Genomic DNA, 15,319 nt, shown 5'->3' with positions numbered 1-15,319 from the left:
GGAGCTCCTCACGACTGCCACGGACGGCCACCAGCATGTCCCACATCACCTCGAACGCGTCCACCGCGAAGGTGCCGGTGACGATGGGCTTGCGCCCGTGCAACAGGGCGATATACAGCCGGTAGCGGTCAGCAATGGCTCCAGGCACGTCCCCGGGAATGAGGCCAGTGCTTTGCGCCGCAAGGTGCGGCAGACTGTCGGTGAGGCGCGCCAGGGCCACGAGGTCGGCAGTGACCGGCGTGCGCTCCTTTTGCGTCTTCCAGTCCAGGATGGTCAAAGCCGCCGAGCCCGGGTCAAAGTGCACGCGATCAGCTTCAAGCTGCATGGCCGGCTCGCCCGCGCGGTCGTAGATGGTGATTGCCTTTGGCGCTGAAGCAATGGATTGTTCCACCAGACCCCGAGGAATCTTGATTTGCGAAGAGCCCGGTTCGCTTCTTGCGCCCGCGTCCGTGAGCAGGCGCCTCCCCTCTTCGTGCTCCACCATCACCCCCACTTTCTCCAGCACATCCATCGCCTCATCAATCACGCGCCTGACAAGCTGCTCGCTGATGATCGAAATGAATGGACGCTGTTCCATGTTGTCAGCCCCTCGTGTTTGTTGCATTCCTGTTGTTTCCTAGGAGCGAACCGTTTTCCTGGAAGCACGTGAGAGCGCGCAGAGTACACTGCCCACGCAGAGGCGCCGCCATGGAGACCCTATCGTCGAGTGTTTTCGCCGAAGACGGTTTCCCTGGAGTTCCGTTGGAGAAGATGACACTGGCCCGCAGAAGCCGTAACGACGCCTTTCTGGTGACTGTGGAGCTGCGTTGCGGCTCCATTCTACCCGGACAAACAGGCGTCTCCAGAACACGTGCGGCTTTGCTCAGTGAGACTCGTGCGATCGAAGCCATTTCTGTATTCGCGGAATGCGCAGCGGTTGCCCGTGTCTATTTCGGAAGCTTCTCACCGCGAGCGCAAAAAGAAAAATACCCACGCTACGAAGCTCACCTGAAATCCACCATAGGCTATCGCGGCGTAGCGGTCAAAACGACAGGCCTCATCGTAGTAACGATTCATCTCTTTTGGCGAACTGGCGCGCAGGTAGGATTCGTACCGCTCGTCAGCCGTGTTCTTGAAGTACATGGAGGCAGCGCCAGATGTTACCGCAGTGCCGAGAAAGACCCATGAAAGCGTGGCATCCCTCTTCTTGTGGGGTACCACTCGTTTTCTCACCCTGATTGCACGGCGGAGCGTGTCGCCTGCTGCCGGCAGTAGACTGTGCTCGCGCCCTTTGGCTGCCGATGACCAGAAGCTCGGAGTCAGTGAATCCTCTGTGGGCGGGCAGGGATACAGACTCTCTGGAAGAAAGACGACAGGGCGGGCAAGGGGATGTAAAGCCGACATGCTGTCCTGACACTGTGTTCCCTGAAACGGTCGCGGCGTACCGCTCAATGGGTGGCTACAGGCCACAATCATCGCAACGGCGCACACCATTGCTGGCCGGGACGAGTGTAAGCGAAAGCGGAAGACACTCATGGGGAGATCTTTTTGCGAAAGGCCAAGACGCGACTCCCCTCGGCGGCTACCACCAATGTCTTGCCGGTCACCAGAGGGGACGTTCGCACCCGACCGCCCGTGTCGTACTTCCACAGCTCGCGGCCCGTTTCCACGTCAATCGCGTAGATGTGCTGATCCAGAGAGCCCACGAACACCACGGAGCCTGCCACCACCGGAGGCGTGCTAATGATGCTCTTGGCCTGGAAACGCCAGCGCTCCACGCCACTGCGGAGCATCACGCAATAGAGAAAGTGGTCGCTGCTTCCGAAAAGCACCGTGGAGTCAGTAACGCAGGCGCCTTCCCTGATGGCGCCTGCTGTGGGGAACACCCAACGGACCAGACCTGAGTCCAGCGAGAGCGCATAGAAGGTCCGGTCCGTTGAGCCTACGAATACCATTCCGTGGCCCACTGCTGCCGGTGCCACCACCGCCGCTCCGGTCCGGTATTGCCAGAGCACATGGCCGGTGCGGACATCCACGGCGCGCACCCTGCCGTCATCGCCGCCGAGCACGATTTTTTCGTCGCCGTAGGCAGGTGTTGCGCGAAGGCGGTCCTCGCATTGCAAAGTCCACAACGTGGTGCCGGTGCGCAGCTCATAGGCAACCAGCCGCTTCTCCTCGGCCGCCACGATCAGGCGACCGTCGGCAATGAGCGGTTCCGTCTCGATGCTACCGGGAGTTGCTGACCAGAGCACAGAGCCATCTCTGAGGTTGTGCACGCTCAGACTCGGAGCCCCATGGCGCCTTGCGACGACTAACACGTCTTCGCAGAGGGCGCATGTTATCTCATAGCCAGGTCGGAACTTCTTTCGTGCCCGATTTTTCCCAGAGACCGCGTCCAGAATGACCACATGTCCGTCGCGAGTGGGACAGACGACGTATTGGCCTGCGCTAAGGAGCGTCTTGCCGGCGCTTGCGGTTCCCTTCTTTTGCCAGACGAGTTCCAGCGGAGGGGCGACTCCGGCTGGGGCAAGATTGGTCCGCTGCGGTGTGCCACCGAACTGTAGCCAGGAGGCCTCGCCTCGGGCGACAAACTCTGGCAGCACCAGGCGCGCGCAGCCGCCTGCTGCCACGGCCGCAACCACAAGCATAGGGCGGATAACTGCCCAGCCGCGCCTAAAAGTCCCAACCGAAGAAAAATTGTGTGAACCAGTGGTCGTCAACATCGATGTCCTTGAAACTGCGAATGTGCGACAGGTCGCGCACAGTGAATTTGCGCCCCCCATCCAGACGCAAGACCAGCACACCGCCGATGCGCCAGCGCACGCCAAACCCGGCACTTCCCAAAAGGCCGTCAAACTCCTCGTCCCAACCGTTGCCCACGTCGAGGAACATGGCACCCCGGATGGCATTGAGCGCCAGCCCTCCGATGGGGAACTTGACAAAGAAACGATCGATGAAGGGGAAGCGGAGCTCGTTGCTCACTAACGCCAGCTTGGTTCCCCAGATGCGCCACAAAGGATAGCCGCGTAGGTCCCAACTGCCGCCCATGAAGAAGGGCGTGGCCTCTCTGCCGGTGTTCATCATCGTCATCAGACGCACTGCATGGGTCACGCTGCGGCTGATGCGGAAGTACCGGCGGTAGTCCACGATGACAGTGAGAAAGTTCACCTTCGAGCGGTACACGTCCAAGGTATTGCCCAAGGTAATGTTGTAGCGCTCGCCGTCCACCGGGCCGGTGGGGCCCCAGAGGGAGTTGTCTTTCACGAACGACACGATATTGGAGACCAGCACCGCTTTCCGTCGGCGACCGAAGATATACCAGTCCTTGTCCGAGTAGCGCACGTTGAGACTCGCCTCGAAACGCTGAAAGACCGAGAAGGGGTAGCTCACCGCCGCGAAACCACCGGCTCGCCGCTCCCAAAAGTAAAAGTCATACAGCGAGTAGTAACGGCCGGCAAAGTGATAGAGCCCTACGGCAAAGTTGGTACGATGGGTGAGGTCAAGTCTTGTAACCGCTATGTTGAAACTTTCCAAAAACTCGTCGCGTGTCCGGGCGTTGTTGTAGATGAGAAAGTAGTACTGTGAATTACCCAGCATGTCTGTAATCGCTAACTGTGCCCCACCCGCAGTGCCGTAGATGGGGTCCTGCGTCACGGCGCTTTGTGCCACGTCCAGGTCGAATTTGGGGCGGTACTTGACCGCTTTGCTGGTGATGTCGCCGCGCACCTGCTGGGCGATCCACGGCGAGGTAGAACACGGGACGCTATCTGCAGCCACCGCAGTACATGCTTCCAACTTTCTCAGCACATCCTCCAGCAGGCGTAGGCGAAAGCTAAAGTTTTCAAATGCCGAGAATATGACCTGCCCGGCATCGGTCCATGTGGGGTCGAAGGCGCCGGTAGTGAAGAAGGTCAACTGCCGCAGCTCGTCCAACTGATTGGTGCGGGAAAGGTCTTGTTCCACCCTCGTTGAGATGGTGGCCTCGGCCAGAAGCCTTTTCGTTTCCCTTCCGCCTGCGCGTACCACCCAAATGTTGTAGGCCCCATCGCGATCCGAGGTAAAGCTCAGATAGCGACCATCCGGCGACCAGGCGGGCGCAAGGTCATTATGGGGAGCGCACGTGGCGGGCTCGATAGTCCCCGCCTGTACGTCCAGCAGAAAGAGATTGTAAAAACCCTGCTCTCCAAACGGCGAACGATCGCTGCTAAATGCGATAACTCTGCCGTCTGGCGACCACGCGGGGTCGCGATCGTCGAACAGATCGTCCGTCAACTGCTCAGCGACCTCGCGTTCTACATCAACAAGGTAGAGGTCACTTTGCCCGCCGAAGTTCAATCCCGTGAGGACAATCTGTTTGCCATCTGGTGACCAGGAGGGGGAGTAGAGCGAAACCAGCGAGTCGAACCGGACCTGCTTTACCATCGCCCGATGCTCGATGTCGTAAATGTTGAGCACATCGGTTGCCCCGCTCCGGCTGACAAAGGCGAGCAGGCCGTCCGAGGTGACGTCGATCTTGCTCTGCAGCACATGAAAGCTCTCGAACTCTGATGTGCGCTCACCCTTGATCAACACCTCCGCCTTGGCCGGCGCCTCACCACCGGTGAGTTTCTGTAAGTAAATATTCGAATAGCCCATCCGATTAGACACAAACAGTACCCATCCACAGTCGGCCCGGCGGTAAAATACCGGCTTGGTGTCGATCCCCTCCCGTGTGACCATCGTGGTAGCCATCTCCGGAGAGTCCAGGCGTTCCAGCAGGGGGTAGGTCCGCTTTTTGAGCGCGTAGAGCCACTGTTTGTCGAACTGCTGTACATCCACACCCAGCGTGACCTTCAACACATCAGCAAAGCGCTCTTCCTTCCAGCTATTCTCGATGAGGCGGATAATCTTCTCTTGGCCGAAGGTCTCATCGATGTACTTGATGATCGCCTGCCCCTCCTTGTACATGAGGAACGAGCCGTAGATTTGGTAGATTTGGCCGAGGGGAACAAGATATCCATTCAGTACGCCGTCACGGATGAACATCTCTGCCTGGGAGTCCCAGCCAGTTGACCAGTACTCAGCCAGGCCCTCGACAAACCATAGGGGCAGGTCCGGGGGCGTGATCTTGCCGCGTTCCTTGAACACACTTGTCAGCTTGCTGTAGGTGAACACGTGTACCAGCTCGTGGCGGATCACGTGCTTGAACTCGGTGATGGAGCCGTTCGCCGGCACCACCACCCTCCCTTTGAGGAACTCAAAAAAGCCACCTACGCCCTCCGGCACGAGGTACGGCGTGGTGTTGGTCTGCTGAAAGTGAGCATGACTGGCGTAGAAAATCAGGGGGATCCGGCGGTTGATGTTGTGGTCAAACTTTTCTTCCAGCACCCGGTATGACTCTTCGGCATAGGCTGCGCCGATTTCGGCCAGTTGCCGCATCTCCGGATAGAAGTAGATGTCGAAATGCTCTGTTTGCAGCACGAGCCAACGAAAGTTGTCGTACTGTACCTTGTTGCGGCCAAAGTAGTATTGCCCACTGAGCTCATCAGTGAGCGACATGAGGCACACGCCGAGAAGGACCGCAAAGGAGATCTTGTTGACAAGATGTCGCATGTTCTCCGTCGCAAAATCTTGTCCTTTGCTCTTTATGGGGTATTGTCAATGTACAAAAAAAGCCGTTTCCAGTCAAACAAAAAGATGAACCAAGCGAGTTCACGTGCAGGTTGGGGTATGGGGGCAGACGCGAGGGTTCTAGTGGTCACGGAGCGGGAAGTACAGGGTGAAGGTGCTCCCCTTGCCCGGTGTGCTCTCCACATCGATCCAGCCGCCGTGGCCCTGTACCAGTTTCTGAGTCACGGTCAAACCGAGGCCGCTTCCCGTGGGCTTGGTGGTGTAGAAGGGCTCAAACACTCGTCGCGGGTCTCCGCTAATGCCATGGCCAGTATCGCGAACCTCAATACGCACGGCGGGACCACGCCGAGTTGCGGTGGTGGTGGCCTTGAGTTCCACCCTCCCGCCCGCGGGAGTGGCCTGCAGCGCGTTTAGAAGCACATTAAGGAGCACCTGATGCAATGCATCCTGATCAAAGGCAAAAGGGGGGAGGTTTTCATCAAGGTGGCTCTGCAGGGTCACGCCCGCCGCGGAGAATTGCGGCTGCAACCTGGCAATGGTGCTGGCGATCACCTCCGAGGCTGAACGGCGCTCCAGAACCAGCCGCGGCCCTCTCGACAGGACCAAAAGGTCGTCCACCATTCGGTTCAGTCGGGCCACTTCCTGGGGGATGAAGTCAAAAAGCTCATCATGCCCGCCGGCAGTGCTGTAGCGCTGCTTGAGCACATCGGCGGTGCTTTTGATTATTCCCAACGGATTGCGGATCTCGTGCGCAACTGTGGCGGCCATCTGTCCGATGGTGGCCAGCCGCTCGGCCTGACGGAGTGAGGCTTCAGTGTGCAAGAAGAGTGCTAAAGCCCAGAGGAGGAAGGCGCTCAGCACAAAGAGGAGCAGAGCGCTGGCGAGAAGGCCTAGGAGACGCGCACGCTCGTATCCGCGCAGCACTTCGAAGAACCCCGCACTGGCCTCGACCACCAACAGGGCGACCGTCTCGCCAGAGGAGTCGTGGAGAGGCGCGTAAGCTAACTTGAATCGGTGGCCCCCCAGCTGGCGAAGGGGCCCGGCTGTGACAGAGCCCGACCACGCACGCTCCACGGAGGTGCTGTCAGCCTCTAGGTAGTGGAGAGGCTCGCCAGGACCCACGTAACCCTGCGAGCTGGCCACGATGCGATACCCTGCGTCCACAATGTGCACAGCCTGGAGTTGGGCATCACGGGAAAGGCGCAGTAGCTCCAGTGCCAGCAACGTGCGGTCTTCGCCTCTGAGGTAGTCCAAGCCCTCTCGGTCAAGAGTGCGCGCAGAAGTACGGGCAATTGTTTCCAGACGCCGGCCCAGTTCAGCATCTAGGTAGTGGCGCATGCGACTCACAAAGAGCCAGTTGATGGCATTGAGAGCCGCGAGCACTACTACCACTGCGCCTAACACCGCCCCCACAAACACGCGCCGCCGGCGAATGGATGCACGCAGTTCCGCACCGCTCTCGTTCATGCTCTGCGCGACCGCTCCGTTTTTTCCCCGAAGAGAGCCAGCCATTCAGCCAGTTCCGCCTCGCTCATCTCCCCGTTGAACTTGTTGTCAACCAGGTCATCGGCTTGCCTGCTCTTGGTCACCAGCTGGAGGAACCGGCGCGGGGAGAGAACCGAAGCACCGCGTTCCCTTGCCACTGCTGCCAGCCGCTTGTCCGCCGTGACCAGCGTCACGCTCCGAGGGTGGGCATCTGCCCTAAGCAGCTTCTCGATGACTGCATCCCCGGACTCCGGGGGGTGGGAGAAGACAAGGCGCAGGCGTGGCAACAGCGCCGTGCCAGTGCTGGAGGGATGCACCTCAGCGCCATCAAACACCACTACGATCTCGACCTTGTGGGTGTTCAGGTACGCTGCCAGACGGTGGAGCAGCGCCTGCCGCGCCGCTTCCAGCTCGTGAGCCAACAGCGCAGCGAGCTCCTGGGATGCATGGATCACATTGTAGCCATCAACCACTATCCTGGGCATGGTCATGCTCAACCCCTCCATTTGTCTCATGACCGGTCGTCTCGTGGCGGAGGCGGTGTTCCTGGGTGCGGCGTCCATCCAGAATGTGGAGGACGCGCCACTGGTGCCGCACTAACTCGTCGGCGATGAAGCGACGGTGGCAGCGGAAAAAGAGGGCTTCGGAGCACACTACGGCCGTGGGCATCCCCCGGGCCAACTCCATCAGGGTGTTCAGCCCGGCCAAAAAGGGCGCGGTGTGCATGTAACCCTCGTAGCCCCCGCTCCTGAATCCCCCGAGGGTATCTCCGAGCCACCGATAGTCGATGCCTTGGCCCTTGAGCGCAGAGGCAAGTTCTTCCCGGCAGAAGTGCGGGTATCTGCGCGAGGTGGGAAAGCGGCGCACATCCACCACCCGTGCGATGCCATGCGCCCGCAGGCGAGCCAGAAACTCCTCGCTGCTGAGCGTGGAGTGGCCGATGGTGTAGATGGTGGGCATTTCTGCCTGCTTGTGGGCCAAAGCCTGCACGACTGCGGTGAAGACATCCTCCACCTGAATCGCCTCCATGCAGCGGAGCTCTGCGCAAAAGTCGCGGTGGCAGCGGCTGCAGGCGAGCTCCTTGTGCACAACCCGGTGCCCGGCCTCCTCGGCGTAAGGAAACCAGATTTCCGGTTCACCAGGGCCGAATACGCCCACTGTAGGCACGCCCAGGGCTGGCCCCAGGTGCAGCACGCCACAGTCATTTGCCACAAGGACCTGGGCGCGCTTGACGACGGCCATTACGTGGCGGATGGGCATTACCCCGAGCACGATAGCTTCCCGTGCGATGGAGGCAACACCTTGAGCAAGCTCCTCTTCGCCTGGGCCCACGGTGATCAGCACCCGTATGCCAAGCTCCTTCACGAGGCGTCGGGCCAGCTCTCCGAATCGATCTGGAAACCAGCGTTTCGCAGGCCATGATGCTCCGGGGTGCATAACGAGGAGACGTTCGCCGGGGGCGATCCCTTTTGCTTTCAAGAACTCCTTGGCCCAGTGGTCCTCTTCTGCCGAAGTAACCAGGCAGGTCTGCATGCCGGCCACAGACAGACCCAGCGCGCCGAGCACCTGCAGGTGAAACTCGATGGCGGTCATGGGGCGCGGCTCGCGTCTCACCACCGTGGTGTAGAGGAGGCGGCGGCCGCGGTAGTCAAAACCTACTCGCTGAGCTGCGCCGCTTAGCCAAAGCAGAAGAGCCGAGCGTGGATTGCCCAAAAGGTCGATGGCGAGGTCAAAGTGCTGACAACGAAGCGAGCGTACCAGGCCGATCTGCGCGCCTAAGGTGCCTTGGCGTTCGAGCTCAATGAGCTCGTCCACATCCGGATGGTGGGCTAAGACCTGCACAAAAGGGGCCTCGGCGAGGTAAGAAATCCTTGCCTGAGGGAACGCCCGCCGCAGCGCCCGCAGCAGGGGAGTAGTCAGCACGATGTCGCCCATGAACCGCAATCGGCTGACCAGAATGCGTTGGAACTGGTGTGCGCTCAAGGGTTCTACTTGGTCTTCATCTCAAACACCCCGTCCCAGTCGGGCGGAGGTGGATTCTGTCGAAACAACGTGCACCGCTGACAATACACCTGTGCGGGACCATCCTCCGGCTCCAACGCCAGAGCCGCCTGGAAAAGGGCGAGGGCCTCGTCCCAACGCCGATCGCGGTAGGCCTGGAGTCCCTCGGCAAAGAGCTGCAAGGCCTGGTGGCGCGTGGCGCACAGCTCGTCCTCGTGCTCTGCCACCAGCTCATATACGCGCACTGGCAGCGCCTTGCCCTTGACGCGGATGAAGTCGAGTTCGCGGGTTACAAATTGTCCGTTCAAGAGTTCGTGCGTAAAGGCGCTGATCATGATGCTGGTCCCGTATGCCTTATTGGCGCCTTCAAGCCGCGAGGCGAGGTTCACGCTGTCGCCGATCACGGTGTAGTCAAAGCGCTGCTCGCCGCCGATGTTACCGGCAATCATCGGCCCGGAATTGATGCCGATGCGCGCGTGAAATTGCGGCTTGCCCTCTGCCTGCCACTTTGGGCGCAGCTCACTGAGCCGCCGCTGCATCTCCAACGCGGCGCGACAGGCAAAGACGGCGTGACCGTCTATGGGCACCGGCACGCCAAACACGGCCATGATGGCATCGCCCTCGTACTTGTCCAGGAATCCCTGATGGGCAAACACAATCGCGGTCATCGCCGACAGGTACTCGTTGAGGTGCGCCACCAGCTCCTCAGGGCTCAGCCCCTCCGACACAGAAGTGAAATCCTTGATGTCGGAGAAAAAGGCCGTGGCCATGCGCCGTTCGCCCCCAAGTTTCAACATTTGCGGGTTCTTGATGAGCTCATCCACCACGGAGGCGGAAAGGTAGTATTGGAACATGCCTTTGATCTTGCGCTTGCTCCGTTCCTCTTCCACGTAGCGGAAGATAAAGACCCCAAGGTAACTGAACAGCAGAGTGAGCATGGGCCGAACCATTTCCACCCAGATGGCGGAGCGCGCAAAGAGCTGGAAGTTCACGACGAGGAAAGCGGCGCCAAGCAGGAGCACGAGTGGTCCACTCAGCCAGGGCCGCAGATACATGGCCATCATTGCCACGGCCACTGCCAGCACCGCCGCCAGCAGGTAGATAGCCACTTTGCCGGGGCGGTTGATGAACTGCTGGTGCAGGATGTTGTGAATGATGGTCGCGTGGATCTCTACGCCCGGGAATGCCCCTTGAAACGGCACTGGCCGGATGTCCGCTAAACCGGCCGCTGAAGTCCCGACCAGCACTATGCGCCCTTCAAAAATCTCAGCTGGCACGCGCTCCATGAGCACATCATAGTAGGAAACGTACCGGAAGGTCCCCATTGTACCCAGGTAGTTGATAAGCATGCGGCCGCGGCTGTCCACCGGAAGCACCACGCGCTGACCAGGTGACTGGGGTGGGGAGAGTACGATGCGCTTGCCAGGCTCCAATCTGATGTGCTCAGGCGAAAGGTTGAGCAGGCCGCGAATGATGGCCAACGAGAGGGCCGGATATTGCCTGCCTGCAAAGGTGATGAACATCGGCATGCGCCGAATCACGCTGTCGTCGTCTGGGGTGAAATTGACAAAGCCGATGCCAGCAGCTGCGTTGTATAGGCGAACGATCTTGCCATCCATCCGTTCCGCCGAGGGAAGGCGGGTAGTCGTGCGGGGCGGGAAGGCAAAGGAGAACCGCTCGGCCTGGAAGCCAGGGGGCGGGGCATCCATGGCATAAAGGAAGATGTCAGGGTCTGCGGCGGAAAAGGCCATGGCATGGTACACCACATCCGCACGTGAGGTGGCGGCCGTAAGGGAGTCGTCAACCATAGGATCGCGGCTTGGCTCCATGAACAGGACGTCAAAGCCTATGGCCAACGCTTTGCCAGAGGTGAGATAGTCGATGACCTTCGCGTGGTAGGTGCGCGGCCACTGGCTAAAAGGGCCGAGTTTTTCCAGGCTGCGGTCGTCAATGTCCACGATCACAATGTCTTCCAGTGCCGCACCTGCCCTCTGGGAAGCCAATCGGCTCAACCGCTGGGCATAACGCCAATCAAGCGTCTTAGCTTCGAAACCCTCGAAAATGCGCTTTAGGGGGAGCTCGGTTACCAGGCCTGTAGCTCCCGCAGCCACCAGCCCGAGCAAACAAGCGATTACTGTCTTGGGGAACGTCCCTTTCATCGTCTCGTCGATGAAATGTGGTCAATGGTGCCCGCTACCTGGGCGGGCACGCGTGCGGCGTCCATGGCATATGGCCAACCTTGCCTAAAGATGTGCCCGATTCGCAGCGCACCATGCCCAGCACGAAAGGGTCACCCTGTTTACGCTGGCGCCCGTACAAAGCCCTCGAAGACTACCTCTACGTCCCCGGTGAGGGTTACTTCCTGCAGGGTCCTGTCAAAGCTCACCTGCAGCACCCCGCCTGGAACCTCTACCGCAAGGGGTGAAACGCAGCCACGGCGCAGATGTGCCACTATGGAAGCCGCAACCGCGCCCGTACCGCACGCGAGGGTCTCGTCTTCTACTCCACGCTCATAGGTGCGCATGCGGAGGGTGTTTCGGTCCAGAACTTGCACAAAATCCACGTTCGCCCCCCGGGGGGCAAAGGCGGGGTGGTGCCGGTATTTCCGCCCAAGACCCACGACGTCGAGCCCCTGCACGTCCTGGGCGAAAAGCACGTAGTGCGGCACCCCCGTGTCGATAAACCCGCCTTCATCCAGAAAATGTTCCTCGGGCAGGCAGAGCGCAAACCGAGGCGGCGCAGGTGGCACAAAGTACGTGGTGACCCGTGAGCCATCCACCCTTGCGGTGTAGACTTTGCCACCGATCTCGAAGCGCACCGGCGATTGGGCAATCCCCTCGACATGCGCGAAAAAGGCCACGGCGCGGGAGCCATTCCCGCACATCTCCGCAATACTGCCGTCAGAGTTGATGTGCACATAGCAAAAGTCGGCAGTGGCGCTCCGCTGAACCAGGATCACACCGTCTGCCCCCACACCGACGCGGCGTTGACATAGCCAGCTGCACCATTGAAGGTGGCGGACAACGTCCACGTGCCCGTTGCGATTGTCGAAAACGACAAAGTCATTGCCTGTGGCGGAGATCTTTACGAAGCGCAAGGGGAAAGCCGCCGAGGGACGCTTCGCCGTCGACCGTGAGTGGTTTGTTTGGCCTCTCTTCATGTTGCGTGCACACTGTCAATGGGAGCCAGAGTACCGGCCGCAGCGTTGTTGGTGCTTGGCGGGGATTGCCCGGCCCTGGTTTCTTTCTACCACTGGCGTTGGCGAATCAGTTCGTGAGCTACGCCGTTCACCAGCACCTCGGCAGGTTTCATGCGCTGGTTGTAGGTGCTGGCCAACACGTACCCATATGCACCTGCGGTCATGATGGCCACCAGATCTCCTCGCTGCAGGCGTGGCACTTGGCGGTCCTTGGCGAAAAAGTCCCCGGATTCGCACACTGGTCCCACGACGTCCGCCACCACCGTGTCACCCCCGCGCCGCAACACCGGTAGGACCTCGTGATGTGCGCCGTACAGCGCGGGCCTGATCAAGTCGTTCATCGCCGCATCGACGACTACAAAGTGCTTGCCCCGACTCTCCTTGGTGTAAAGCACGCGCGTCAGCAAGGCGCCATTGGGGCCGACAATGGCCCGCCCGGGCTCGATGAAAAGCTCGCACCCCGTGGGGGCGACTATAGGCACCACTTCGGCAGCTATCTCCTCCGGGTCTATGCACAGCGGTCCGCCCTGCTCGGCGAGCACGCGCGTATAGTCGACGCCAATACCGCCGCCGATGTCGATGTGAGCCACATGGAGCCCTTGCGCCCGCAATTGATTGACAAAGCCGGCCAGCGCTTCGGCGTTCTTGCGGAAGGGCAGCGTCTTCTTGATCATCGAACCTACATGCGCGTGCACTCCCACCAACCTCAGATTGGGTTGAGCTGCGGTCCACAGGCAGCACTCGTAAGCCTCCTCGAGCGGGATGCCGAATTTGTTGACTTTCCTGCCGGTGGTCAAGTAGGGGTGCCCTTCAATATCCACGTCCGGGTTGATGCGGATAGCAACAGGCGCTGGTTTCCCCAGCGTCCGCGCCAACTCCGCAGTCACCTCCAGTTCCTGGCGTGATTCAACGTTGAGGGCGGCAATGCCCGCGCTTATGGCGGCGGTAATTTCCGGGTTGGTCTTGCCAACGCCAGCAAAAACCGTTTTATGCATGGGAAAGCCAGTTTGCTGCGCAAGCTGAAGCTCGCCGCCGGACACCACGTCCGCTCCTGCGCCTGCCGCGGCCAGCATGCGCAGCACATGGGGGTTTGCATTCGCCTTCAGGGCATAGCAGACCGTGTGCGGGATGCCTGCAAAGGCGCCCTCAATCGCCGCGAAGGCGCTAAGCATACCGTTCTGGCTGTAGACATACAGGGGCGTGCCGTAGCGTTCCCCCAGGTCCTCCAAACTGACCCCCTCACAGCGAAGCACTCCATCCTGGTAAGAGAAGGGAATCGTTGGTTGCATGTCACCTCTCGACTTGGGGCATCGTGCGCCATTTCCAGCGCGGGAGCCCGATGTCATTGCCTACATTGGGCCACCTGGAGCGTACTTGAATGGAGTCGGGGAGCACCACGAACCGCTCTGCCGGCACGAAAGGTACAGCCGAGCCCAGCGAGTAGCGGCCGTTGTGGTCTTCGTCCCTATAGCATTCCAGCTGGTAGACTCCTGGCAATAGGCCACCAATTTCGTAGGGTCCTGGGCCTGCAATCGTGACCTCGCGGCGCACGCCCTGCGGGCGCACTTGCACCGCCGCAATCACGACTGGCCCCGTTGCCTCGCTCTCCTCGTCATTGACTGTGCCAGCAATAGAGGAGAGCGTGTCGCAATTCATGGTCCAGAGCGTGATCCGCACACTGTCCTGCCTGAGCGGCAAACCGCTCATGTCGCGCGCCAGGGCGCCGACGATCCTTACCCGGTACTGGCGTCGACTGGCGAGTGGCAGCAAGGGGCTGAAGATGCAGTGCGCAGGGGTGGACCACTGCAGCGCGCCAGGGATCGAGGAACCAGCGCTGTCGACGAAGGAGATGGCCGTAGTGGTGCGACTTGTGTCCATCGCTTCGCTGAAGAGGATGTCTAAACTGAGCGCGCACGGCACCGCTCGTGCGCTATCTGCGGGCACGGTTTTTACCACTGCTGGGCGCAGCGTGTCCGGAGAGGTGTTGCCGGAAAACTCCGCACTGAGCCCCAGCGCGGGCAGCCCGTGTTCGTCTCGGACCTCGTGCACCGTCACCTTGTAGCGGTCCCCGCGCAGGCCTGAAGTCAGCAAGTGGACAAAACTCCGGCGTTCGGCATCGAGGTAGGCAGTCAGGACCCGCACCGTGTCCGTGGTCTCTAGTGCCACGATTGTGAAATTGTCTGGGATGCTTACCGGCCGGGGGAGCACCGGCTCGCTGAAACGGAGGTGGAGGTGGCGATTGTCTGAGGCACCGGCCGACTCTAAGCGCGGTGGGGTAGTATCGCGTACCGCCACGCGCATGTGACAGCCAGTGAACACAGGCGAAAGGGCACTCAATTGCACATCCCCAGGTGCCACGCCCAGCGCATCGTATTCCGGATCGTAGCGGCCGTTGGCGTCGCGGTCGCGCACAGCAAAGACCCGGTAGCTGCCAGGGGCCATCGCCCGAAGTGCAAAGGCCCCGGTGGCGTCGCATTGCGTGACATAGTCGGCCGGCGCCAAAGAGGGGTTCGGCTCCTTTGCTACCGCCAGGTCATAAGCCCAAATCGCTGTCCCTGCAAGCCCGCCTTCGCCATAGACTCTTCCCTCCACGGCACAACTGTCCAAAGAGTCGCCCGTGGAAAAGGCCAGGGAGAACGCCTGTCTGAGCCGGTTGTTGCGCAGGTCTCGCGCCTCGGTGCCCACCGTGACTACATAAGTGCGCTCCACGCGCAGTGGCTCACTGAAGGTGATAACCAGCGTCCGCCGGCGCCAGCGCAGCGATGGCTTGCCTGCGGGCCGGGGTGTGATGAACAGCGCCTGCTCCACGGACTGGCGCTGGACCCTCTCGCTAAACGTGAGCATCACCTTGGTCGTAGGCGGCACGTGCACGGCGCCAGGCAACGGAGACGTGGAGACCACCTCCGGCGGCGTCTTGTCTTCAGGCCCGCCAGGGGGAAATCCCTGGCGCGCACAGCCCAGCCCCAAGAGGAGGCTCATCATAAGACTCTGGATGGCAGTACCACATCGACTCCGCATGACTCCATAAAATAGCCAAATGCGGGC

At 60.6% G+C, this 15,319-nt stretch carries 11 protein-coding genes; all 11 read right to left on the bottom strand.

Going from position 1 to position 15,319, the window contains the following annotated elements:
• A partial coding sequence (locus ONB25_07615; GenBank protein ID MDZ7392742.1) for a trimethylamine methyltransferase family protein occupies positions 1-604 on the bottom strand: 604 nt, incomplete at its 3' end.
• A gap of 338 nt (positions 605-942) precedes the next feature.
• The gene (locus ONB25_07610; protein ID MDZ7392741.1) at positions 943-1,200 is read right to left on the bottom strand and encodes a hypothetical protein; all 258 of its coding nucleotides are present in this window, start codon (positions 1,198-1,200) and stop codon (positions 943-945) included.
• Between the two features lie 311 nt (positions 1,201-1,511).
• Positions 1,512-2,627 carry a PQQ-binding-like beta-propeller repeat protein gene (locus tag ONB25_07605; GenBank protein MDZ7392740.1) on the bottom strand — a complete coding sequence of 372 codons (1,116 nt, stop codon included), beginning with the start codon at positions 2,625-2,627 and terminating at the stop codon, positions 1,512-1,514.
• A gap of 25 nt (positions 2,628-2,652) precedes the next feature.
• A complete protein-coding gene (locus tag ONB25_07600; protein MDZ7392739.1) occupies positions 2,653-5,571 on the bottom strand; it encodes a hypothetical protein in 2,919 nt (972 codons plus the stop codon).
• Positions 5,572-5,709: 138 nt separating this feature from the next.
• Positions 5,710-7,056 (bottom strand): ATP-binding protein, encoded by a 1,347-nt coding sequence (locus ONB25_07595; protein ID MDZ7392738.1) that lies wholly within the window; start codon positions 7,054-7,056, stop codon positions 5,710-5,712.
• On the bottom strand, positions 7,053-7,565 hold the full coding sequence (locus ONB25_07590) for an NYN domain-containing protein (protein MDZ7392737.1): 513 nt from the start codon (positions 7,563-7,565) through the stop codon (positions 7,053-7,055). Before ONB25_07590 ends, ONB25_07595 begins: the two co-directional genes overlap by 4 nt.
• Positions 7,540-9,057, bottom strand: a complete 1,518-nt coding sequence (locus ONB25_07585) for a DUF488 family protein (protein ID MDZ7392736.1) — start codon at positions 9,055-9,057, stop codon at positions 7,540-7,542. The genes ONB25_07590 and ONB25_07585 overlap by 26 nt, the downstream gene beginning before the upstream one ends.
• A 5-nt stretch (positions 9,058-9,062) precedes the next feature.
• On the bottom strand, positions 9,063-11,234 hold the full coding sequence (locus ONB25_07580; GenBank protein MDZ7392735.1) for an adenylate/guanylate cyclase domain-containing protein: 2,172 nt from the start codon (positions 11,232-11,234) through the stop codon (positions 9,063-9,065).
• 140 nt (positions 11,235-11,374) lie between these two features.
• Positions 11,375-12,172, bottom strand: coding sequence for a diaminopimelate epimerase (dapF, locus tag ONB25_07575; protein MDZ7392734.1), 798 nt, complete (start codon positions 12,170-12,172; stop codon positions 11,375-11,377).
• A 149-nt stretch (positions 12,173-12,321) separates the two neighbouring features.
• Positions 12,322-13,563, bottom strand: a complete 1,242-nt coding sequence (gene lysA / locus ONB25_07570) for a diaminopimelate decarboxylase (GenBank protein MDZ7392733.1) — start codon at positions 13,561-13,563, stop codon at positions 12,322-12,324.
• A 1-nt stretch (position 13,564) separates the two neighbouring features.
• Positions 13,565-15,292 (bottom strand): Ig-like domain-containing protein, encoded by a 1,728-nt coding sequence (locus tag ONB25_07565; GenBank protein ID MDZ7392732.1) that lies wholly within the window; start codon positions 15,290-15,292, stop codon positions 13,565-13,567.
• Between the last annotated feature and the right edge of the window lie 27 nt (positions 15,293-15,319).

Source organism: candidate division KSB1 bacterium (assembly GCA_034506335.1).
GTDB lineage: Bacteria > Zhuqueibacterota > Zhuqueibacteria > JANLFK01 > Oleimicrobiaceae > Oleimicrobium.
This window is presented reverse-complemented; position numbering and strand designations above follow the sequence as displayed.